This window comes from Streptomyces sp. NPDC026589 (genome assembly GCF_040638385.1).
Taxonomy (GTDB): Bacteria; Actinomycetota; Actinomycetes; order Streptomycetales; family Streptomycetaceae; genus Streptomyces.
This window is the reverse complement of sequence record NZ_JBEZYG010000023.1, coordinates 42,745-65,124: the sequence shown is the minus strand read 5'-3', so window position 1 is coordinate 65,124 and position 22,380 is coordinate 42,745. Positions and strand designations below refer to the sequence as shown.

General features: G+C 72.8%; 18 protein-coding genes and 2 pseudogenes. 15 read left to right on the top strand and 5 right to left on the bottom strand.

Features of this window, described 5'->3' with window-relative positions; all coding sequences use genetic code 11:
* Positions 1-237: 237 nt before the first annotated feature.
* Together AB0F29_RS31735 and AB0F29_RS31730 are read right to left on the bottom strand one after the other, a co-directional pair.
* Positions 238-1,338 (bottom strand): hypothetical protein, encoded by a 1,101-nt coding sequence (locus AB0F29_RS31735; RefSeq protein WP_361879328.1) that lies wholly within the window; start codon positions 1,336-1,338, stop codon positions 238-240.
* A gap of 104 nt (positions 1,339-1,442) precedes the next feature.
* Positions 1,443-2,024 carry a TetR/AcrR family transcriptional regulator gene (locus AB0F29_RS31730; RefSeq protein ID WP_361879325.1) on the bottom strand — a complete coding sequence of 194 codons (582 nt, stop codon included), beginning with the start codon at positions 2,022-2,024 and terminating at the stop codon, positions 1,443-1,445.
* Between the two features lie 192 nt (positions 2,025-2,216).
* On the opposite strand from AB0F29_RS31730, the gene AB0F29_RS31725 reads away from it, so the two are divergent.
* Genes AB0F29_RS31725 through AB0F29_RS31710 form a run of 4 tightly spaced genes read left to right on the top strand, consistent with a single transcriptional unit; the run spans position 2,217 to position 7,096 of the window.
* Positions 2,217-2,807, top strand: a complete 591-nt coding sequence (locus tag AB0F29_RS31725) for a 2Fe-2S iron-sulfur cluster-binding protein (protein WP_361879322.1) — start codon at positions 2,217-2,219, stop codon at positions 2,805-2,807.
* A complete protein-coding gene (locus tag AB0F29_RS31720; protein WP_361879320.1) occupies positions 2,804-3,796 on the top strand; it encodes a xanthine dehydrogenase family protein subunit M in 993 nt (330 codons plus the stop codon). The genes AB0F29_RS31725 and AB0F29_RS31720 overlap by 4 nt, the downstream gene beginning before the upstream one ends.
* A complete protein-coding gene (locus tag AB0F29_RS31715) occupies positions 3,793-5,946 on the top strand; it encodes a xanthine dehydrogenase family protein molybdopterin-binding subunit (protein ID WP_361879317.1) in 2,154 nt (717 codons plus the stop codon). The genes AB0F29_RS31720 and AB0F29_RS31715 overlap by 4 nt, the downstream gene beginning before the upstream one ends.
* Complete coding sequence (locus tag AB0F29_RS31710; protein ID WP_361879315.1) at positions 5,939-7,096, top strand: XdhC family protein; 1,158 nt, start codon at positions 5,939-5,941, stop codon at positions 7,094-7,096. Before AB0F29_RS31715 ends, AB0F29_RS31710 begins: the two co-directional genes overlap by 8 nt.
* Here AB0F29_RS31710 and AB0F29_RS31705 read toward each other — a convergent pair.
* Positions 7,083-7,772 (bottom strand): TetR/AcrR family transcriptional regulator, encoded by a 690-nt coding sequence (locus AB0F29_RS31705; RefSeq protein WP_361879312.1) that lies wholly within the window; start codon positions 7,770-7,772, stop codon positions 7,083-7,085. The two genes, AB0F29_RS31710 and AB0F29_RS31705, sit on opposite strands and share 14 nt — an antisense overlap.
* Positions 7,773-7,924: 152 nt before the next feature.
* Here AB0F29_RS31705 and AB0F29_RS31700 point away from each other — a divergent pair, with 152 nt between their 5' ends.
* Complete coding sequence (locus AB0F29_RS31700; RefSeq protein WP_361879309.1) at positions 7,925-9,382, top strand: MFS transporter; 1,458 nt, start codon at positions 7,925-7,927, stop codon at positions 9,380-9,382.
* Positions 9,383-9,427: 45 nt separating this feature from the next.
* On the opposite strand, the gene AB0F29_RS31695 is transcribed toward AB0F29_RS31700, so the two are convergent.
* Positions 9,428-10,114 (bottom strand): DNA alkylation repair protein, encoded by a 687-nt coding sequence (locus AB0F29_RS31695; protein WP_361879306.1) that lies wholly within the window; start codon positions 10,112-10,114, stop codon positions 9,428-9,430.
* Positions 10,115-10,381: 267 nt separating this feature from the next.
* Here AB0F29_RS31695 and AB0F29_RS31690 point away from each other — a divergent pair, with 267 nt between their 5' ends.
* From AB0F29_RS31690 to AB0F29_RS31675, 4 genes are read left to right on the top strand one after another with little or no spacing between them, the layout of a single operon-like run.
* On the top strand, positions 10,382-10,558 hold the full coding sequence (locus AB0F29_RS31690) for a hypothetical protein (protein WP_361879303.1): 177 nt from the start codon (positions 10,382-10,384) through the stop codon (positions 10,556-10,558).
* A gap of 41 nt (positions 10,559-10,599) precedes the next feature.
* Positions 10,600-11,319: a HemK2/MTQ2 family protein methyltransferase gene (locus AB0F29_RS31685; RefSeq protein WP_361879302.1), complete on the top strand. Its 720-nt coding sequence runs from the start codon at positions 10,600-10,602 to the stop codon at positions 11,317-11,319.
* Positions 11,320-11,332: 13 nt separating this feature from the next.
* A complete protein-coding gene (locus AB0F29_RS31680; RefSeq protein ID WP_361879485.1) occupies positions 11,333-11,566 on the top strand; it encodes a CDGSH iron-sulfur domain-containing protein in 234 nt (77 codons plus the stop codon).
* Positions 11,563-12,594 carry an iron-containing redox enzyme family protein gene (locus tag AB0F29_RS31675; protein WP_361879299.1) on the top strand — a complete coding sequence of 344 codons (1,032 nt, stop codon included), beginning with the start codon at positions 11,563-11,565 and terminating at the stop codon, positions 12,592-12,594. The genes AB0F29_RS31680 and AB0F29_RS31675 overlap by 4 nt, the downstream gene beginning before the upstream one ends.
* A 53-nt stretch (positions 12,595-12,647) precedes the next feature.
* On the opposite strand, the pseudogene AB0F29_RS31670 reads toward AB0F29_RS31675, so the two are convergent.
* A pseudogene (locus AB0F29_RS31670) lies at positions 12,648-12,815 on the bottom strand (HAD family hydrolase); the annotation flags it as partial.
* Positions 12,816-12,959: 144 nt separating this feature from the next.
* Here AB0F29_RS31670 and AB0F29_RS31665 point away from each other — a divergent pair.
* The 6 genes and pseudogenes from AB0F29_RS31665 (at position 12,960) to AB0F29_RS31640 (ending at position 22,293) form a co-directional block, all read left to right on the top strand.
* A pseudogene (locus AB0F29_RS31665) lies at positions 12,960-14,281 on the top strand (ATP-grasp domain-containing protein).
* Between the two features lie 56 nt (positions 14,282-14,337).
* Positions 14,338-16,371, top strand: a complete 2,034-nt coding sequence (locus tag AB0F29_RS31660) for a CocE/NonD family hydrolase (protein WP_361879296.1) — start codon at positions 14,338-14,340, stop codon at positions 16,369-16,371.
* Between the two features lie 27 nt (positions 16,372-16,398).
* Complete coding sequence (locus AB0F29_RS31655; protein ID WP_361879293.1) at positions 16,399-17,694, top strand: cation:proton antiporter; 1,296 nt, start codon at positions 16,399-16,401, stop codon at positions 17,692-17,694.
* Positions 17,695-17,756: 62 nt separating this feature from the next.
* On the top strand, positions 17,757-18,323 hold the full coding sequence (locus tag AB0F29_RS31650; protein ID WP_361879290.1) for a PadR family transcriptional regulator: 567 nt from the start codon (positions 17,757-17,759) through the stop codon (positions 18,321-18,323).
* Positions 18,324-18,384: 61 nt separating this feature from the next.
* On the top strand, positions 18,385-20,118 hold the full coding sequence (locus AB0F29_RS31645; RefSeq protein ID WP_361879287.1) for an acyl-CoA dehydrogenase family protein: 1,734 nt from the start codon (positions 18,385-18,387) through the stop codon (positions 20,116-20,118).
* Positions 20,119-20,442: 324 nt separating this feature from the next.
* A complete protein-coding gene (locus AB0F29_RS31640; RefSeq protein ID WP_361879284.1) occupies positions 20,443-22,293 on the top strand; it encodes a serine/threonine-protein kinase in 1,851 nt (616 codons plus the stop codon).
* Positions 22,294-22,380 lie beyond the last annotated feature (87 nt).

Here is a 22,380-nt window from a genome sequence, read left to right as displayed (position 1 = left end):
TGTCCGCGACCCTCACCACGTATTCGGGGCCGGGCGATCACCGGATTGGTTGCCGGGAGACGTGAAGCGGGTGCGCGGCCCCGAGCGGACGCCCCCGGGCACCACCGCGACCAGGCCCTGCCGCGCGGCGCTCCCCGTCACGCTTCCGCGCGCGCGGCGCTCCCCGTCACGCTTCCGCGCGCGGCGCTCCCCGTCAACGCTCTCGCGCGCGGGGCGCGAGCTGCCCCCTCCTCCTCCTCAGGAGCGGGTGGCGGTCCCGCAGCCCTCCTCGTCACCCTCCCGCATACGCTCCTCCATCGACGTGCTCCGGTCGTACGGGTCGACCTCGGCACCGTCGCGCGCCTCGGCGTCGGTGCGCTCGGCGAGGAACGCGGGGGTCAGATAGCCGGTGTGGGTGTCGCAACCGCCGTTGGTGGTGTCCACCTTGTAGGAGACGAGGGAGAAGGTCCCCGGCTCGGTCACGATCTTCGCCGGGTCGTCCCAGCTCATCACCACCTCGCGGCGCACGATGGTGCGCGCCACCTCGTCGCTGTCCCCCTCGGCGCGCACGACCGGGTAGACGTAGGTGATGTCGGTGGACACCCGCACCGCACCGCGCTCGCCCTCCCGGAAGGTGACCCGGCCGCGGGTCTTGACCACGTCCCCGGCCGGCCGCACGTCGGAGGGCCGGAAGCGGCTGAACAGCAGGAGCGGGTCGTTCTCGCGATCGGGTGCGCGGAGCGCCTTCTTGAGGAAGCCTTGCACATCCGCCTGGTGCGGGTTGATCAGCGCGATGGCCTCGGCCGGCCGGCCGCCGCGCAGTACGGCGGGGTCGAGGCTGGACGCGCCGAGGAAGTCCCGGGTCCTCGCGAGCGCGTCCGCGACCTCCGTCCTGCTCATCCAGCCGGTCGCCCGCGCCTCGGGCAGGTGGATGCCCGCCGTTCCGTCGCTCCATCGCGCGGCCGGCGATCCCCTGAACGGCTCGTCCAGGGTGGGCGTCCGGTCCGCGGCCTCCTGCGCGGGCGCACCGGTCGGGCGCTCCGACTCCGCGGCGAGGGGCGTGGCGTTCGCACCGTCGTCGCCGTCGAACCAGCTGCCGATCCCCCAGGGGCCGACGGCCACGACCACCACGGCGACGGCGGCCGCCAGACCGAGCGCGGCCCAGCCCCTGCCCCCGCGCCGCCGGGCCGGCGTGTACGTCCGCCACCCCTCCGGCGGGCCGGACCCCTCCTGGAGCCGCTGCGCCACCATCCGGGCCCGGGCCGACGGCTCCTCGGGCGCTCCCCGGCCCCCGGCCTCGGACTCCCTCAGGAAACGCTCCCACTCCTCGTCCGGTATGGACGCCCCGCCCTTGCTCAACTCACCGCTCCCGCCGCGTGCGTACGGCTCGGTCCCTCCCCAGGTCCGAGCGTTGACCGGGGCATCATCACACGGCCCGCCGACACTCGGGGGCGGCGGTCCCGTCAGCGGCCTGGCGCCCCGACGCGCAGTCCGTCCATGACGAGATCCAGCAGCCGGCCTGCCCTCGGCTCCCAGTCCTCGCGCGGATCGATCTGCCAGAGACCGGCGATGGCGAGGAAGAAGTCGTCCGGGGTCACCCCGGGGCGGACGACGCCGGCGTCCTCGCAGGCGCGGAGCAGGGTTCCGGCCGCCTCCATGACCGGGGTGGGGCCGGGCTTGGCGGGTCCGCCCGGCGCGCTGGTGACCAGCCGGATCGCGTCCGCGAGGCCGGCCTTGGTCATGGCGAAGCCGGCGAGGCGGTCCATCCACTCCCGCAGGGCCCGTTCGGGCGGCCGCGTCCGGAGCAGCTCGCCCGCGGCATCGGCGACCTGCTGCATCTCGTAGCGGTAGACCTCCAGGACGAGGGCCTCCCGGTGCGGGAAGTTGCGGTAGAACGTGCCCTGCCCGACGCCCGCCTTCTTGGCGATCGCGCTCAGCGGGGCGTCCGCGCGCAGCGTCAGCTCGACCATGGCCACGCGCAGGATGCGCTCGCGATTGCGCTGCGCGTCGACACGCAGGGGGGCGTCCTTCTTCGGCTGGGACACGGATCCTCCTCGCGGGCTCGTGGCCGAAACCCGTCCTTGTTAACCGGACAGCTGTCCGTTACGTTTTTTCCGTGAACGGACAACAGTCCGGTTAGGGCTACCTTAACGCCGGTCGCGTTCGCCGGTGGCCGGATCGACCGGTCCCCGCCGGCGGTCCGGTTCCTCGTCACCAGAGACCAGAGAAGGCTGATCATGGCCCCAGCGACCTCGTCGACGTCCAGTGCGATCACCCTGAACATCAACGGCGAGAAGCACCACCTGCCCATCGACCACCGCACCACCCTGCTCGACGCCCTGCGCGAACGCCTCGACCTCACCGGCACCAAGAAGGGCTGCGACCAAGGGCAGTGCGGCGCCTGCACCGTCCTGGTCGACCGGCGACGCGTCGTCTCCTGCCTCAGCCTCGCGGTCGCGTCCGAGGGACGCGAGATCACCACCATCGAAGGCGTGGCCGAGGGCGACGAACTGCACCCCGTCCAGCAGGCCTTCCTCGACCTCGACGGCTACCAGTGCGGCTACTGCACACCTGGCCAGATCTGCTCGGCCATCGCCGTCATCGAGGAACACGCGGCCGGCTGGCCGAGCGCCGTCACCGACGACCCGGGGCCCGGGGCGGGACCGCCACCGCTGACGCCCGACGAGATCCGCGAGCGCATGAGCGGCAACCTGTGCCGCTGCGGCGCCTACGTCTCGATCGTCCAGGCCGTCACCCGCGCCGCCGAGTCCCACGCCGAGTCCCACGCCGAGGACCGGACGGCAACGACGAAGGAGACCGCCGCGTGAAGGAGTTCGACTACCAGCGCGCCCACGACGTCACCGGTGCCCTCGCGCTCCTCGCCGCCGACCCGGACGCGCGGTTCCTCGGCGGCGGCACCAATCTCGTCGACCTGATGAAGTCCGGCGTGGAGCGCCCCGCCCGCCTCGTCGACATCCGCGAACTCCCCCTGGACCGCGTCGAACCCACGGCGGACGGCGGTCTGCGCATCGGAGCGACCGTCACCAACAGCGATCTCGCCGCCCACCCCGAAGTGCGCCGCCACTACCCGGCGTTGGCCCAGGCCGTGCTGGCCGGAGCCTCCGGGCAACTGCGCAACATGGCGACCGTCGGCGGCAACCTCCTCCAGCGCACCCGCTGCGGCTACTTCACCGACGTCTCGGGGCCCTGCAACAAGCGTGCCCCGGGCAGTGGTTGCCCCGCCGTCGCCGGCGAACACCACAACCACGCCGTCCTCGGCGCCTCCGGCCACTGCGTGGCCGTGCACCCCTCCGACATGGGCGTGGCGCTGACGGCGTTCGACGCGGTGGTCTCCTACGAGAGCGCCGACGGGCCCGGCGAGACGCCGTTCACCGACTTCTACCTCCCCGTCGGAGACACCCCGCACCGGGAGACCGCCCTGCCGCCCGGCGCGCTGATCACCCACGTCAGCCTCCCCGCCGCGCCCGTCGCCGCCCGCTCCCGCTACCGCAAGGTGCGTGAACGCGCCTCGTACGCCTTCGCCATCGGCTCCGTCGCGGCGGCGCTCGACATCGAGGACGGCCGTGTACGCGAAGCGCGCCTCGCCCTCGGAGCCGTCGCCTCCCGGCCCTGGCGCGCCCGTGCGGCGGAAGCCGTACTGACCGGAGCGCCGGCCGACGGCGCGACCTTCGCCGCCGCGGCGGACGCAGAACTGGCCGCCGCCCGGCCGCTGCCCGACAACGGATACAAGGTGACCCTCATGCGCAACCTCGTGGTCTCCGTGCTCACCGAACTCGCCGGAAGGGACGCCCGATGACGACCACCACGCCGGGACCCCGGGCCGTGCGCGGAGCCGTCGGCGTCGCCCACACCCGCGTCGAGGGCCGGGACAAGGTCACCGGCGCGGCCCGCTACGCGGCCGAGATCCCGCATCCGGACCTGGCCCACGGCTGGCTCGTGCTGTCCACCGTCACCCGCGGCCGGATCCTCGATGTGGAGACCGCCCCGGTCCTCGACATGCCGGGCGTGCTCACCGTGCTGCACCACGGCAACGCCCCGCGCCTGAACCTCGACTACGTCGGCATGCTCGGCACCCCGCCGGACCCGACCTGCGCCGTCTTCCAGAACGACCGGGTGCCGTTCGCCGGCTGGCCGGTCGCGCTCGTCGTCGCCGAGACCTCCGAGGAGGCCCGGGAGGCCGCCGAAGCGCTCGTGGTGACGTACGAGCGGGAGCCCCACGACACCGCGCTCGTCGCCGGCCACCCGGACGCCTACCCCGCCGCGAGCCACATGCCCGCCGAGACGGAGAAGGGCGATCTGGAGGACCGGCTGGCCGCGTCCGCCCATGTGGTGGACGCGCGGTACACCACCCCCGAAGAGCAGCACAGCATGATGGAGCCGCACGCGGCGACCGCCCACTGGGACGGCGGCCGGCTGGAGCTCGTCGACTCCAACCAGGGCGCCGTCTGGGTCCAGAGCGAGCTGGCCACGATGTTCTCGCTCGACGCCTCCTCGGTGCGGGTCCGCTCCGAGCACATCGGCGGCGGCTTCGGGAGCAAGGGCCTGCGCGCCCACCAGGTGTCCGCCGTGATGGCCGCCACCGCCCTGCGGCGCCCGGTGCGCGTGGTGCTGACCCGGCGGCAGACGTTCACCCTGGGCGGCTACCGCAGTCCCACCATCCAGCGGATCAGGCTCGGCGCGGCCCCCGACGGCCGGCTGCTGGCCCTGGAACACCTCTCGCTGAACCAGACGTCGACGGTGTACGAGTTCGTCGAGCCCAGCGCGGGCGTCGCCCGGGTGATGTACGACGCCGAGGCGCACCGCACCGGCAACCACGTCGTACGGCTCGACGTGCCGTCCCCGACCTGGATGCGCGCGCCGGGGGAGGCCCCGGGGTCGTTCGCGATCGAGGCGGCCCTCGACGAGCTCGCCGTACGCGCCGGGGTCGACCCGATCGAACTGCGCCTGCGCAACGAGCCGGAGGTGGGTCCCGTCTCGGGGCTCCCGTTCGGCAGCCGCAACCTGGCGGCCTGCTTCCGCGAGGGCGCGCGCAGGTTCGGCTGGGCGGACCGTGATCCGCGTCCCGGCATCCGCCGCGACGGGCGCTGGCTGCTGGGCACCGGCACGGCGGCGGCCTCCTACGGCGCCGGGGCCGCCCCGTCCACCGCCCTGGTCACGGCGGAGGCGGACGGTTCGTTCACCGTACGGATCACCGCCGCCGACATCGGCACCGGAGCCCGCACCGCGCTCACCCTGATCGCCGCCGACGCGCTGGAGACCGCGCCCGACCTGGTCCGGGTCCGTATCGGCGACAGCGACTTCGGCCCCGCGATGATCGCCGGCGGTTCCATGGGCACCCGCTCCTGGGCCTGGGCCGTCACGGCCGCCGCCGCCGAACTGCGGGAGCGGCTCGCGGTGACCACGAGCATCCCCCCGGAGGGGATCACGGTGCGGTCCGACACCACCGAAGCGCTCGCGAGCCTCGCGCGGAAGGAACGGCACTCCTACGGGGCACAGTTCGCCGAAGTCGCCGTCGACACCGCCACCGGTGAGGTCCGGGTGCGCCGCATGCTGGGCGTCTTCGCCGCGGGCCGCATCGTCAATCCGCTCACCGCCCGCAACCAGCTCGTCGGCGGGATGACCTGGGGCATCTCCATGGCCCTGCACGAGGAGGCGGTCCGCGACCGCGTCAGCGGCGGTCACTACGCCCCCGATCTCGCCGGCTACCACGTGGCCACGCACGCCGACGTCCCGGACATCGAGGCGCACTGGGTCGACGACCACGACCCCGACGACCCGGTCGGCATCAAGGGCATCGGGGAGATCGGCATCGTGGGCGCGGCGGCGGCCGTCGCCAACGCGGTCTGGCACGCCACCGGCGCCCGCCACCGGGACCTGCCGATCCGCCCCGACCGGATCCTCGCGGCGACGGCGCCTGACCCCGCCGGGGGAGCGACGGATGTTTGACATCGCCGGTGAACTGCACCGATGGATGGCGGAGGGCCGGGAGTTCGCCGTAGGAACCGTCGTCTCCGTCGCCGGCAGCGCGCCGCGCGGGCCCGGCGCGGCCCTCGCCGTCGACAGCGAGGGCACGGCGATCGGGTCGGTCTCCGGTGGCTGCGTGGAGGGCGCGGTCTACGAACTGTGCGCCCAGGCCCTCCAGGACGGCCGGACGGTGCGCGAGCAGTTCGGCTACAGCGACGAGGACGCCTTCGCTGCCGGGCTGACCTGCGGCGGGGTCATCGACATCATGGTCACGCCGGTCCGCGCCGACTCGCCGGAACGCGCGGTGCTGGGGGCCGCGCTGTCCGCCGCGGTCTCCGGCACGGGGGCCGCCCTCGCCCGGGTGGTGAGCGGCCCGGAAGGGTTTCTGGGGCGGGCACTGCTCGTCCGCGCCGACGGTGGTCACGAGGGCGGGCTCGGCGGCCGCCCGGAGCTGGACCGTACGGCGGCGGCCGAGGCCTCGGCCCTGCTGGACGCCGGCCGCACCGGCGCCGTCACTCTCTCCGAGGACGGGACGCACTGCCCCGGCGGGCTCACCCTGCTCGTCGAGAGCAGCGTGCCACCGCCCCGCATGATCGTCTTCGGCGCGGTGGACTTCGCGGCGGCGCTGGTACGGGCCGGCAAGTTCCTGGGCCACCATGTGACGGTGTGCGACGCCCGTCCCGTCTTCGCCACCCGGGCCCGGTTCCCCGAGGCGGACGAGGTCGTCGTCGACTGGCCCCACCGCTATCTCCGGCGCACCGCCACCGACGGGCGCACCGTGCTGTGCGTGCTGACGCACGAGGCCCGGTTCGACGTGCCGCTGCTCACGGAGGCGCTGCGGATGCCCTCCGCGTTCGTCGGCGCGATGGGATCGCGCCGCACCCACGAGGACCGCAGGCGCCGGCTGAGCGAGGCGGGACTGAGCGACCGGGAGCTGGACCGTCTGCGTTCGCCCATCGGCCTGGACCTCGGAGCCCGTACGCCCGAGGAGACGGCCCTGTCCATCGCCGCGGAGATCGTGGCGGCCCGGCGGGGCGGCACGGGCCTGCCCCTGACCGGAGGCGCGGACCCGATCCACCGTGAACCGCACCAGGCGCCCCACCGGGACCTGCGGGCCGTCAGCCGGCGCTGAGTCCGCCGCGGATCCGGGCGACGACGGCGGCGACGAGCTGGTCGAACTGCTCGTCCGCGGTGGGAAGGGACAGCGCGGCGGCCTCCCGGAGGGTGGGAACGTCGAGGTCGGCGTGAGCGGTGAGCCAGGTGTCGGGGACGAGCGTGTTCCGGTCGTCCCCGGCCCGGCCGGCGGGCCCGTCGACCACGAGCGCGAAGGACAGCACGAGCAGGGAGAGATGGCGGTGCGCCGCGAGCGCCGCCGGGAGGTCCAGGCCGACGTCCCGCAGCAGCCGGAGGAACCGGTCCAGGTTGAGCAGGCGGTTGGGGTGCACCGAGGCCGGGGGCGTGTCCTCGTCCAGGGAGACCAGCAGGGCGCGGGGCCAACGGCGGTACAGGGCGCGCAGGGAGCCTGCGTAGCCGGCGACGGAGGCCTCCCAGGCCGCGGGGTCGAGCGGGGGCGGGTTCCAGGAGGTCAGCATCAGGTCGACGGCCAGGCTGACGACTTCCCCGCGATCCTCGACGTAGTTGTACAACGCCCTCACGGTCACGCCCAGTTCGGCGGCGAGAGCCCGCATCGTGAGAGCCGGGAACCCTTGTGCGCCTGCCATCTCCAGAGCCTTGGCGGCGATGATCCCGCGAGTGAGGACGGGGCGGCCCTTGCGTGTGACGGGTCGGCGGCGAGGCGTGGCAGGCATGGCGACAGGGTACGGCCCGCTTGAACTACACGTGTGTTGACTTTAGTGATGGGGGGAGCCAGGCTGGCCATGTCACGGGCCGCAAGGGCTCGTTCGCCTGCTCTCGCCGTGCGGGCCGTCCACGCCCGTTCGAGCCCGGAGGCCGATTTCGCATGCCTGCTCAGAAGTCCCGACGCCTTCCGCCGCTGAGCGGGGTGCTGGTGCTCGTGATGGCCTCCACGGGCCTGGTGGTCGTCGACCTGACGATCGTGGCCATCGGGCTCCCGCTGATCAGCGCCGACGTCGCGGACGGAGCCTCGGCCGAGTCCGTGGTGGTGACGTACATGGTCGCCATGGGCGCGCTCACCCAGGTCGTCGGAAGCCTGTCGGACCGGTGGGGCCGACGGGCCCTGTTCCTCGCCGGGATCGCCGTGTTCACCCTGGCCTCCCTGGCCGCGACCGTGGCGCCGGATCTGCTGTGGCTCAACGCCGCACGTGTGGTCCAGGGGGCGGGGGCCGCCGCGATCATGGTGAACGGCATTCCGCTGCTCTCCGACCGCTATGAGGGCGAGGAGCGCGACCTCGCGATCGGCGCCTGGGGCTCGTTCGCGACCGCGGCGGGCCTGCTCGCGCCGACCCTCGGCGGGGTGCTGGCCGAGACCTTCGGCTGGCGTGCGGTCTTCGCGGTCAACCTGCCCCTCGGCGTGGCCGCCTGGGTGCTGGCCGTACGCGTGCTGCCCCGCTCCCCGGGGGCGCCGGGGGCGGGGCGGACGGACTGGCTCGGCAGCCTGCTGCTCATGCTCGGCCTCGGCGCGGCGACGCTGCTGATGCTCCGCTCCGGCGACGCACCCTGGTCCGGGCGGGAGACCGCCGTGCTGCTCACCGCCTGCCTGGCGCTGGCCGCCTTCCTGGCCGTCCAGCTCCGGGTGCCCGCGCCGACGCTGGAGCTGCGGATGTTCGGCCGGCCCGCGTTCTCCGGTGCGATGCTGGCCGTCCTGCTCAGCCGCGTCCTGACCATCGGCGGCTCGGTCTACCTGGTGCTGTACTTCTCCGACGGCCTCGGATGGGGCCCGACCGGGGCGGGCCTGCTGATGACCCCGATCTTCCTCGCCCAGATCGTCATGGGCCTGGTCGGCTCCCGACTGATCGGCCACTCGGCACCCGGCCTGGTCATCGGCGCCGGCTACGCGCTCAAGGGCGTCGGCCTCGCCGCTCTGGCGCTGCTGATCACCCCCGACACCCCGTGGTGGGCGCTCCTGGTGCCGCTGCTCGCCTGGGGAGCGGGCGGCGGCATCGCGGGCGCACCCGTCATGGCCGTCGCCGTGCGGGTCACGGCCCCCGAACGGGTCGGCATGGTCGCCGGGACCGTCGCCACCCTCGCGTCCCTCGGCGCGGGGGTCGGAACCGCGGCGCTCGGCGCGGTCTTCACCCTCCACGGCGGCCACGGCGCCCAGGCGGTCACCGACGGGGCCCGAGCCGTGCTGGGCGTGTCCGCGGCGCTCGCGATCGTCGCCGTGCTCACCACCGTCACGCTCATCGGACCGCGCCGCGTCCCCGGCCCGCGACCCGCCCCCACCCCCGCCCCGGCCTCGGCGGAGGAAGACGGCGGTCCTTCGGCCGCCCGGACCTGAGGACCGCCGGAGGCGTCTGCCAAGGGCCCGGCAGCCGGGCAGCCCTCAGGCGGCGTCCTGCCGGCGCACCATCTCGGCGATCCAGACGGGGGCGAACGGGGACGTGCAGCCCGGAGAGGTCGGATAGTCCTTGAGCACCTCCAGCCGCTCACCGATGCCGACGGCGCGGGCGCGGAGGCCGGGGTGATCGATCCCGATCCGTGCCAGGCAGTGGTTCATCGCCCATTGCAGACGGTCCGGAGCGTCCTTCATGCGTGCCTCGATGACGTCGAGCAGCCCCGGGAGGTCGACGTCATCGGGCTTCTTCCCGACGCGCTCGGTGGTGAGCGCCCAGCCGGCGCTCTCGACCACGGGTTCCGGGTCGGCGGTCCAGGCCAGGCGCAGCTCCTCGGCGTGCGGGCTCTTCTTCACCACGTAGTTCACGAGCCAGTCGTGCACCTTGGGCGCGCGGGCCTCACGCACCATCGCGTCCAGGGCGTCACGCTCGAACGCCTTCGGCCGGCAGATCAGGACGGCCAGCAGCATCGCCGCGGTGTCCTCCGTCTCCCACAGCCGGCCCGCGAGTTCCTGCCGCGTCCTCAGCCGCTTCGCGAGGGCACGCAGCTTTCCGAGGTTCACCCCGTGATCGTCGCCGTGCTTCTCGTTCACCGCGCGCGCCCTCGGATCCTCCAGTGCGGCCAGTTCGGCCATCACCTCGGCCACCGTCGCGTCGGCCGGCGTCTCTGCGGCCACCTCGGCCTCCTGTAGCTCCGCTCGTCCGTTCCCCTGCCGGTCCGAACGTCGGATTCAGCGTACGACGGACCTCCGGCGCACGGCCGGTGCCCCCGGTGCGGCGAGCGCCGCAGGTTTGGCGGGGCCGTTCGGGGTCACTCCAGTACAGCGGCGCGAGCCACCGGGAACAGACACGCCCGGATAGCGGACCCTGAGGGGCGCGCCGGGGGCGAGGAGACCTGAACCGATCGATGGTGGAACCACCACTGACCGCACAGGAGGAACACGATGCGTGACGTACGCAGGATCTTGCGGGCCAAGGTGCTGAAGGCCCGCGGACTGGCCATGGAATCGGACGGCAAGGCGCTCGACGACCAGGACCGCAAGGAGGAGGGCCGACGCCGGCAGGCCGAGGCGCGCCGCCAGGAGCAGCGGGACCGGCCCGACGGGCGTACCGGCCGTTGAACGGGCCGGAGGTTCGGGTACCCGAGGGCGAGGACGGCCCGATGGCGCGGCCGACCCTGCCCGACGAGTCCGGCAGGGCCGGGCGGCAGGCCGCGGAAGCTCCTCGGCCGGGCCGGGTCGTGCGGCTGCCCGGCGTCTACCGGCCACAGACCGACACCCTTCTCCTCGCCCTGGCCATGCGCCGCGAGGGGATCGGCCCGGGCACGGACCTGCTGGACCTCTGCACCGGGAGTGGCGCGCTGGCCCTGCACGCCGCCCGGCTCGGGGCCCGCGTCACCGCGGTGGACATCAGCCGCCGGGCCGTCGCGTCCGCACGGCTGAACACCGCGCTGGCCCGCCTGCCCGTCACCGTACGCAGGGGTGACCTGCTCGGGGCCCTGCCCGGCCGCACGTTCGACGCCGTGGTCAGTAATCCTCCGTACGTTCCGGCTCCCGGCCTGTCGGTGCCACGGCACGGGCCCGGCCGCTCCTGGGACGCGGGCCCCGAAGGGCGGGTGATCCTCGACCGCATCTGTGACGACGCCTTCACCGCGCTGCGCCCCGGCGGGCTGCTCCTGCTGGTCCAGTCGGGGCTGAGCCGCCCCGAGGAGACGGTCGGCCGGCTTTCCGCGGCCGGACTGGACGTCACCGTGACCGACCGGGTGACGATCCCGTTCGGCCCGGTCACCCGACGCCGGGCGGCCTGGCTGCGGGACAAGGGACTGCTGCGGGACCGTCTGGACAGGGAAGAGCTGGTGGTGATCCGTGCCCGGAAGAAATGAGACGCCCCGCCGCGTGGTGGTGAACCGGGAAGGCCCGATCCTGGTGGAAGGGCCGGTCGAGGTCGTGGGCGACGACGGCACGACGACCCGGTCCGACCGCTTCGTCGTCGCCGTCTGCACCTGCCGCCGCAGCCGCGCCTACCCCTGGTGCGACACCAGCCACCGCCGCCGCAAGCCGGCTGGGCCCTCCGGGGCGCCGCCCGGCGGCCGACAGCCCCAGGAGGGCGAGGAGGAGTCCCGACCGTGACGACCCCGGACACCACCATCCACAGGAGCCCCGTGGCGTCTCCCGGACTTCCCCGGGCGCGCGGCCCCCTGAGCGAGAGCGTCCTCGCCGTGCTGGCGGGCGGCGGAGCACCTCTGCCCGAAGCCGGTGCGGTCCGCCGCTCCGACCCGTACGGGGACGACCTCCAACTGCTCCTGTACGTCCTGTACGAGCTCCACTACCGGGGCTTCGCGGGCGTGGACGAGCGCCTGGAATGGGATCCCGCACTGCTCGCCGTGCGCGCGGCGGCCGAGGATGTCTTCCTGGACGCGCTGCGCCGCGACAGCGGCCCCGGCGGGAAGGACGTGGCGCAGGCGGTCGACGCGCTCCAGTTGGAGCCCGTGGGGGACGACGGCCGCAGCGTCAGCCACCACCTCCGGCGGGAGGGGGCGCTGTGGCAGCTGCGCGAGTACGCCGCCGTACGCTCTCTCTACCACCTCAAGGAAGCCGACCCGCACCTGTGGGTGGTGCCCAGGCTCCACGGCCGGGCGAAGGCGGCGATGGTCGCCGTCGAGTTCGACGAATTCGGCGCGGGCCGGGCCGAGGACATCCACGCCCAGCTCTTCGCCGACCTGATGACCGACCTCGGCCTCGACGCGCGGTACGGCCGCTACCTCGACGCCGCGCCCGCCCAGGCCCTGGCCACCGTCAACCTGATGTCCCTCTTCGGTCTCCACCGGCGGCTGCGCGGCGCGCTCGTCGGGCACTTCGCCACCGTGGAGATCACCTCGTCCCCCGGGTCGAGAAGGCTGGCCGAGGCCCTGCGCCGCGCGGGCGCGGGCCCCGCCGCCCAGCGGTTCTACGACGAGCACGTGGAAGCCGACGCGGTCCACGAACAGGTGGTGCGCCACGAGGTGATCGGCGGCCTGCTGGACGACGAGCCCGGCCTGGCGGCGGACGTCGTCCTGGGCATCGAGGCGACCGGCCACCTGGAAGACCTCCTCGGGGATCACCTGCTGGCGGCGTGGCGCGAGGGCCGCTCGGCCCTGCGCACACCGCTGACGCCCTGAGGAGGGGCGGGGCCGAATCGGCTGTGTCCCACACCGCCACACCGTGCCCCCTCCACGAACACCGCCTGTGCCGCGCTGACTCCGGCCGGCCGGTACGCCGGCTCCACGGGCTCGGGAGAGGGCGTGCCCCGGTCGACGTCGTCCGAACGCGCCGTGGCCCGGATCGCCGCGTCCGCGTCCACCGCCCGCTGCGGTGCCGCGAGCTCCGCCCCGCCCGCGGCATCACCGGCGAGGCCCCGCCCGGGGGTCGCACGAGGCCCCGGGCCTGACACCCGCCCCGGCCCCCGGCCTCGGGTGACTCCGTTTGAACACAGGCACACGGGTAGACGGCGCAAGTCCCCGCCGATCGACCGAAAGAAGAGCCCGTGTCCCGAGACCAGCGCAAGAACATCTTCGTCGTCGGAATGGACGAGGCGAACCTGCGAACGCTGGAAGCCGTTCCGGACGCCCGCCACCACCGCCTCCACCCCCTGCTCAGCATCAAGGAGTTACAGGAGGACGAGACGAGACCACCGTCGACGAACTGATGACCCGCGCCCGCGCCGTCCTCGACGCGCACGAGGGAGGCATCGACGCGATCGTCGGCTACTGGGACTTCCCCGTGAGCACGCTCGTACCCATGCTGAGCAGGGAGTACGGCACGACGAGTGCCGACCTGGAATCCGTCGTCAAGTGCGAGCACAAGTACTGGAGTCGGCTGGAGCAGCAGAAGGTCATCGACGAGTACCCCCGCTTCGGCCGGGTGGATCTGGAGAGCGACGATCCCCGGCCGCCGGACGGCGTGAACTTCCCCATGTGGCTCAAGCCCGCCCTGGCCTACTCCTCCGAGCTGGCATTCGGCGTCTCGGACATGACGGAATTCCGGTCGGCGGTCACGGAGATACGCGAGGGAATAGCCAGGGTGGGAAAGCCCTTCGAAGCCATACTCGATCTTCTGGAACTCCCGCCGGACATGGCAGGGGTCGGCGGGCAGGTCTGTCTGGCCGAAGAGGCCATGACGGGTATCCAGGTGGCTGTCGAGGGGTATGTCCACCGTGGCGAGGTCACCGTCTACGGCGTGATCGACTCGATCAACTACCCCGGCTCCTCGTCCTTCCTGCGCCACCAGTACCCGAGTACCCTCCCGGCCCCGGTGATCCAGCGGTTGCACGAGGTCAGCGAACGCACCATGCGGCAGATCGGCATGGACGCGGCGACCTTCAGCATCGAGTACTTCTACGACCCGAAGACAGCCGACATCAGCCTGCTGGAGATCAACCCCCGGCACTCCCAGTCGCACGCGGAGATGTTCGACTTCGTCGACGGCGTGCCCAACCACCATCGGATGTTCCGGCTCGCCCTGGGCGGCGACCCGGCCCTGCCGCCCGGCGGCGGCCGCTACAAGGTGGCCGCCAAATGGTACTACCGCTGGTTCGGCGAGGGCCGAGTCCACCAGGTGCCGACCGCCGAGGACATCGCCGCCATCGAGCGGGAGATCCCGGGTGTCCGGATCGACATGGTCCCCTCCGAGGGCCAGCGGCTCTCCTCGGTCAGCGGCCAGGACAGCTACAGCTACGAGGTCGCCCACATCTTCACCGGCGGGGACGACGAGGACGACCTGCGCCGCAAGTTCGACGCCTGCGTCGCGGCCCTCGGCCTGAGCTTCGACGAGACGCGCCCGGGCGGGCGCGGCCGGAATTCCTCGTGACGCCCCGGGTACCCGCCCCCACCGGACCCGACGCCAGGAAGGACCCTGCCACCCGTATGCGATGTGTCGAACACCTTCCGTACGAGACGGGGGAAGAGGACCACGTCACCATCACCATGGCGGACGGAGTGCGCCTGTCGGCCAGGATCTGGCGGCCCACCTCGTCCGACGGGGACCCGGTCCCCGCGGTCGTGGAGTGCATCCCCTACCGCAAGAACGACCTCACCTCGACCCGCGACGCCATCCACCACCCGTACATCGCAGGCCACGGCTACGCATGCGTACGCGTGGACCTGCGAGGGACGGGGGAGTCGGAGGGCGTGCTCCTGGACGAGTACCTGGAGCTGGAGCAACGCGATGCCGAAGAGGTGCTGGCCTGGGTCGCCGCGCAGCCCTGGTGCGACGGGAGCACCGGCATGATGGGCATCTCCTGGGGCGCCTTCGCCGCGCTCCAGACGGCGGCCCGGCAGCCCGAGAGCCTGAAGGCCATCGTCATCGCCTCGTTCACCGACAACCGGTACGCGGACGACATGCACTACCTCGGCGGCGCCATGCTCTCCGACAACCTCGCCGAGGCCGGCACGATGTTCGCGTACGCCACCTGCCCGCCCGACCCCGCCCTGGTGGGGGAGCGGTGGCGCGCCATGTGGCGGGAGCGGCTGGAGGCCGCCCGCCCCTGGGTCCTGGAATGGCTCCGCCACCCACGCCGCGACGCCTACTGGCAGCACGCGTCCCTCAACGAGGACTACGCGCGGCTGCGCTGCCCCGTCCTCGCCTCCAGCGGCTGGGCGGACGGCTACTCCAACGCCGTCACCCGGCTCCTGGCCAACGTGGACGTCCCCCGCAAGGGGCTGATCGGACCCTGGTCCCACACACTGCCGCACCTCGGCGAGCCCGGACCGGCCATCGGCTACCTCCAGGAAGTCGTCGCGTGGTGGGACCACTGGCTCAAGGGTATCGACAACGGGGTCATGGACGGGCCGATGCTCCAGGCCTGGATGCAGGAGAGCGTCCCGCCGTCCACCTCCTACGAGGAGCGCCCCGGCCGCTGGGTCGCCGAGCCCTCCTGGCCCTCGCCGCACATCAAGGAAGTGGCGCACCCGCTGCGGGGCTCCACCATCGTGACGCCGGACGACGAGGAGCCGCTCCCGCGAGGCCGGACCCGTACCGTCCAGTCGCCGCTCTCCGTGGGCCAGTTCGCCGGCAAGTGGGCCTCGTACAACGCTCCGCCCGACCTGCCCTACGACCAGCGCGAGGAGGACGGCGGCTCCCTGGTCTTCGAGACCGAACCGCTCACCGAGCGGCTGGAGATCCTCGGCTCGCCGTCCGTCGCCCTGGAGGTCTCGGCCTCCGCTCCGGTCGCCCAGATCACGGCCAGGATCTCCGACGTCGCACCCGACGGCCGCGCCACCCGGGTGACATACGGAGTGCTGAACCTGACCCACCGCGAGAGCGACGAGCACCCCGAACCACTGGAGCCCGGCCGGCGCTGCCGCGTCCGCGTCCCGCTGAACGGGGTCGCGCAGGCGTTCCCGCCCGGCCACCGGGTCCGGCTCTCCCTCTCGACCTCGTACTGGCCCCTGGTGTGGCCGGCGCCGGAACCCGTCCTGCTCACCGTTCATGAGGACGGCGGTGAGCTGACCCTGCCCGTACGCCCCACCGAGGAGCCGGACGGCATGCCCCAGGCGGAATTCGGGGAGCCGGAGGGGTGCCGACCGCCGCCCGTCACCCGGCTGACCGAACCCGAGCAGGCCTGGAACGTCTCCAGGAGCCTGGTGGACTACCACTCGGCCCTCGACATCGTGAAGGACCGAGGAACGCAGCGGTACGAGGAGAACGGCATCGAGGTGGGGCTGCGGGCGTGCGAGAGGTACACCTCCGTGGCCGACGACTTCACCTCTCCGAGCGGCCGGTCCGCGTGGACCATGCGGTTTTCCCGGCCCGGCTGGGATGTGCGGGTCGAGACGAGCACCGTCCTGACCGCGAACGCGGACGAGTTCATCGTCGACGCCACCCTGGACGGCTATGAAGACGGCCGCCGGGTCTTCTCCCGCACCTGGAACGAGACCGTTCCCCGCGATCTGGCCTGACTACACGACAGGAGGGTGACACCGCACGTGTCGATCACCACCGAAGGCGCGGTGTACGCGTGCCTCGGCATCGGAGCCTTCCTCGCCGCGGTGCTGCCCCGGCTGCTCTCCCGTCTGCCGGTCTCCGTGCCGATCGTCTTCCTGGCCGCCGGAGCGACCCTCTACCTGACGCCGCTGCCGCTGCCGGAGGTCGACCCGGTCGCCGACCGCCTCTGGGTGCACCACCTCAGCGAGCTCTGCGTGATCGTCTCGCTGATGGGAGCGGGGCTGGCCATCAACCGCCCCTTCGGGTGGAGGTCCTGGGCCTCGACCTGGCGGCTGCTCGGGCTGGCGATGCCACTGACGATCGGGGCGACGGCGCTGGCCGTGTGGGGGCTGCTCGACTGGCCGGTGTCCGTGGCGCTCCTGGTGGCCGCGGTCCTCGCGCCGACGGACCCCGTGCTCGCCTCCGAGGTGCGCGTGGGGGAGCCGTCCGCCGAGAAGAACGACGAGGACGAGGTCCGCTTCGCGCTGACGAGCGAGGCCGGACTCAATGACGGCCTCGCCTTTCCGTTCGTCCTCGCGGCCATCGCCCTGGCCGCCGCGGGGGAGAGCGGGGCCGGGGGCTGGCTGACGCACTGGCTCTGGAGCGACGTGCTCGTCCGGGTCTCCGTGGGCGTGGCCGTGGGCCTCGCCATCGGCCTCCTGCTGGGGCGGGTGCTCTTCCGGTCCCGCGCCAGATCGCTGCGGCTCGCCGAACAGGGCGAGGGGTTCGTGGCGCTGGCGGCGACCTTCCTGGCCTACGGCCTCACCGAGGCTCTGCACGGCTACGGCTTCCTCGCGGTCTTCGTCACCGCGTGCGCCCTGCGCCGGTCGGAGCACAGCCATGGCTACCACCAGGTGATGCACGCCTTCGTCGAGCAGATCGAACGCCTGCTGATGGCCCTGCTGCTGTTCGGCGTGGGCGCTTTTCTGGCATCGGGCGGTCTGGCCGCGCTCACCTGGAGGGGCGCGGCGGTCGGCGTGCTGCTGCACCTCCTCATCCGCCCGGCCGCGGGCTGGCTCGCCCAGCTGCGGGGCCCGGGCCGCCCGGAGGAGCGCGCGGCCATCGCCTTCTTCGGGATCCGGGGCATCGGCTCGCTCTTCTATCTCGCCTACGCCTTCGGGAAGGGGGACTTCGGGCCGTACGAGAGGGAGATGTGGGCGGTCGTCGTCTTCTCCGTCCTGATCTCCGTGGTGGTCCACGGGGTCGCGGCGGCCCCGGTGACCTCCTGGCTCGACCGGCGCTCGGCCGAGTCCTCCCGACGCGACGCCCGGACACGCCCCGGCCCCGGGTCCGGGTGAGCCGTGTCTCACCGGGGCCCCACGACTTGTCTATGCAACGAGTTGCATAGAAGGATCGCGGTATGGCCCTCGACCACGCGATCCTCGTCTCCCTGCTGGAGAAGCCCGGCTCCGGCTATGAGCTGGCCCGGCGGTTCGAACGGTCCATCGGGTACTTCTGGACCGCCACCCACCAGCAGATCTACCGCGTGCTCGGGCGGATGGTGACCGAGGGCCAGCTCCTCGTCCGCGCGGTGGAGCAGCAGAGGCGGCCGGACAAGAAGGAGTACTCCGTGACCGGGACCGGCCGCGCGGCCCTCGCCGCGTGGCTGCACAAGCCGATCGAACCGGAGAGCCTCCGGCACGACCTCGCCGTGAAGATCCGGGGCGCGGCCTTCGACGACCCGGCCGCCCTGATCCGCGAGGTCGAGCGGCACCACCAGGCGCACCGGGACCGGCTCGCGCACTACCTCGCCGGGGAACTGCGCGACTTCACCGGGCCCGATGCCCCCGCGCCCGCGGACGCGGGCCAGGAGCTCCAGCACGTCGTGCTGCGCGGCGGCATCGCGTTCGAGCGCATGACGATCGCCTGGCTCGACGACGTACTCGACACCCTCAACCGGCTCGCGGCTCCGGGGCCGGACGCCTGAACGGCGCCCCGACCGCCCCTCCGCAACCACCACGACCCCACCCTTCCCGGAAGGCACCGCCATGGCTGAGTCCTTGCTGTTCAACCCGCGTACCTACGACCCCGAGCACTTCGACCCGGAGACCCGCAGGCTGCTGCGCGCCACCGTCGACTGGTTCGAGGAGCGCGGCAAGCGCCGGCTGATCGAGGACTACCGCTCCCGCGCCTGGCTGGGCGACTTCCTCGCCTTCTCCGCGAAGGAGGGGCTGTTCGCCACCTTCCTGACCCCCGCCTCCGCCGCGGTGGACGGGGCGGGGACGGACCGGCGCTGGGACACCGCCCGGATCGCCGCACTCAACGAGATCTTCGGGTTCTACGGCCTGGACTACTGGTACGCCTGGCAGGTGACCATCCTCGGTCTCGGCCCGGTCTGGCAGAGCGACAACGCCGCCGCCCGCGACCGGGCGGCCGGACTCCTCTCCCAGGGCGAGGTGTTCGCCTTTGGTCTCTCCGAGAAGACCCACGGCGCCGACATCTACTCCACCGACATGCTGCTGGAGCCGGACAGCGAGGTCGACGGCGCCTTCCGGGCCTCCGGCTCCAAGTACTACATCGGCAACGGCAACGCCGCCGGTCTCGTCTCCGTCTTCGGCCGGCGCACGGACGTCGAGGGCCCCGACGGTTACGTCTTCTTCGCGGCCGACAGCCGCCACGAGGCGTACCACCTGGTGAAGAACGTCGTCGACTCCTCCAAGTACGTCAGCGAGTTCCGCCTCGACGGCTATCCGGTGGCCCCCGCCGACATCCTGGACACCGGCCGAGCCGCGTTCGACGCCGCGCTCAACACCGTCAACGTCGGCAAGTTCAACCTCTGCACCGCCTCCATCGGCATCTGCGAGCACGCGATGTACGAGGCCGTCACCCACGCGAGCAACCGCATCCTCTACGGCCGCCCCGTCACCGCCTTCCCGCACGTGCGCCGCGAGCTGACCGACGCCTACGTCCGGCTCGTCGGGATGAAACTGTTCAGCGACCGCGCCGTCGACTACTTCCGCTCGGCCGGGCCCGAGGACCGCCGCTACCTGCTCTTCAACCCGATGACGAAGATGAAGGTGACCACGGAGGGCGAGAAGGTCATCGACCTCATGTGGGATGTCATCGCCGCCAAGGGCTTCGAGAAGGACAACTACTTCGCCCAGGCCGCCGTCGAGATCCGGGGCCTGCCGAAGCTGGAGGGCACGGTCCACGTGAACCTCGCGCTGATCCTCAAGTTCCTGCGCAACCACCTGCTGAACCCGGTCGACTTCCCGGCCGTCCCGACGCGCCTGGACGCCGCCGACGACACGTTCCTCTTCCGGCAGGGACCCGCCCGCGGCCTCGGCTCCGTACGCTTCCACGACTGGCGCCCCGCGTTCGACGCGTACGCCGAGGTGCCGAACGTCGCCCGCTTCCGCGAGCAGGCGGACGCGCTGTGCGCCTTCGTCGAGACGGCCGCCCCCGACGAGGAGCAGAGCCGCGACCTCGACCTCCTCCTCGCCGTCGGCCAGCTGTTCGCGCTCGTCGTCCACGGCCAGCTGATCCTGGAGCAGGCCCGTCTGACCGGCCTCGACGAGGAGCTGCTCGACGAACTGTTCGCCGTGCTCGTGCGCGACTTCTCGGCACACGCCGTCGAGCTGCACGGCAAGGACTCCGCCACCGAGGACCAGCAGAGCTGGGCGCTCGGAGCGGTACGCCGTCCCGTCGTCGACGCGGCCCGTTCGGCGCGGATCTGGGAGCGCGTCGAGGCGCTGTCGGGGGCGTACGAGATGGCGGAGTAGCCCGCTTCCGGCGGGGCGACGGCCGGGGCGGCGGGCCGGGCCCGTTCCGTTTGCGAAGGAACTGGCCGTCGACGGCGGCGTCGCGCGCCGGCCTGGTCAGCCACGGCACCAGCATGGACCCGGTACAGGGGAGCGACAAGGCCCTCCGACGGGCGGGCGGGAGGGCGCCGGCCCCGATCCCGTACGGGTCGTGCACCGCCGCGGTACGCCTCCGATGCGGCCACGCCAGGCCCTGACCCTCGCCCCCGGCATTGGGTACGCTCTCGTCTGATCTTCGGGGCGTGTGCAGGCTCCGGACTGCCGTGACCAGGGGGATGGTTTCTCATGAGCAGTGCACCTTCGACCGACCCGTTCCAGCCGCTCAAGGCCGACGATCCGGCTGTTGTGGGGGGTTACCGGCTGGCCGCCGTGCTGGGCACGGGCGGGATGGGGAAGGTGTACCTCTCGTACACGCCGGGCGGTCGCCCTCTCGCGATCAAGGTGATCCGGGCGGAGTTCAGCGAGGATCCGGAGTTCCGGCGGCGGTTCCAGCAGGAGGTGCGGGCCGCGCAGCGCGTGCAGGGCCTGTACACCGCACCGGTCATCGACTCGGACACCGAGGGGGCGCAGCCGTGGCTGGCGACGGCGTATGTGCCGGGCCCGTCGCTCGCGCACGCGGTGGCCCGGCACGGCGGGCTGCCGTTGCGGAGCGTCCTGCTGCTGACCGTGGGGGTGGCGGAGGCGCTCGGTGTCATCCATGGTGCGGGCATCGTCCACCGCGACCTGAAGCCCGCGAACGTGCTGCTGGCCGCCGACGGGCCCCGGGTGATCGACTTCGGTATCGCCCGGGCCGCCGACACCACCGCCCTCACCGGCACCGGCGTCAGCGTCGGCACCCCGGCGTTCATGTCGCCCGAACAGGCGGCGGTCGGCACCGTCACCCCGGCCACCGACGTCTTCGCCCTCGGCCAGATCGCCGCCTACGCCGCGATCGGCGCACCTGCCTTCGGCGACGGCCCCTCGCACGCCGTCCTCTACCGCATCGTCCACGAGGACCCCGACCTCAGCCGGCTGCCCGACGCACTGCGCCCCCTGGTCACCCGCTGCCTCAGCCGCGACCCCGCCGACCGCCCCACCCTCACCGACATCATCCGCATGTGTCACGAGATCTCCCCCGAACCCCTGCGCCAGGGCGAGGACTGGCTCCCGCAAGCGGTCGCCGGCTCCATCACCGAACGCCACCAGCTCCCCGCCCCCGCACCCACCCCGCCGCCCCGGCCCACCATCGGGCCCATGCCCACGCCGACGCGGTACGCCCCGCAGCCCCCGGCACCGGGCCCCGCCCAGCCGTACACCCCGACCGGTTACGCCGTGGCCGCCGCACCCACACAGACCGGACCCGCCGCACCCGGAGCGCCTGGGGCGCCGGGAACCGTGCCGGCCGGTCACTGGCAGCAGAACACCCACCCCCAGGGCTACACGACCCCGCCGCCCCACTACCCGTCCGGGTTCGCCCAGCCCGGCTACCAGCAGCCCGGCTCCCAGCCGACCGGCTGGGGCTCGCCCGGTTTCCAGTCCGCCGCGCCGCGCCCCAAGCGGACGGGGCTGATCGTCGCCGCTTCGGTCGTCGGCGCGCTGGTCGTCCTCGGTGTCATCGGCGCCCTGTTGCCGGAGGACCCCGACACCTCGGCCAAGGGCGACCGGTCCCAGACTTCCTCCAACGGCGGTTCGAGCGGCAGTGGTTCCGGGGACAAGGCCCGGCAGAAGCCGGTCGACCCCAGGCCCGTCTCGTATGAGGGCATCGACGTGACGGCGAACTACGCCCTGCAACTCGCCGACCATCCGCCCCGACCGCTGGAGGACGAGGACAGCGGCGTCATGTACGGCAAGAAGGACTTCTACTTCTACCGGGACTCCCTCTTCGGCGACGAGCAGATGGGCAGCGCCAACGGAAAGCTCGTCGTGCTGAAGAACTCCCAGAAGGGCTCGCTGAAGGTCTGCCGCGAGGAGACCCGCTACACCGAGAAGATCGGGCTCGACCAGCTCACGTCCGGATCGCAGATCTGTGTGCTCAGCAAGGCCGGGCACATCGCCGTGGTGACCTATCGCGGCAAGTCCGGTGCGAACGACCCCAGTCGCTACATCACCATCGACCTGACGGTCTGGCGCAACGCCGAAGAGGCGCAGCAGAGCTGACGGTCCACCAGGTCGACCGCCCGTCCTCCTCACCTGCCGCCCGTCGGCGCGACGGGGGCGGGCAAGGGCGTCAGTGACCGCGGGCGT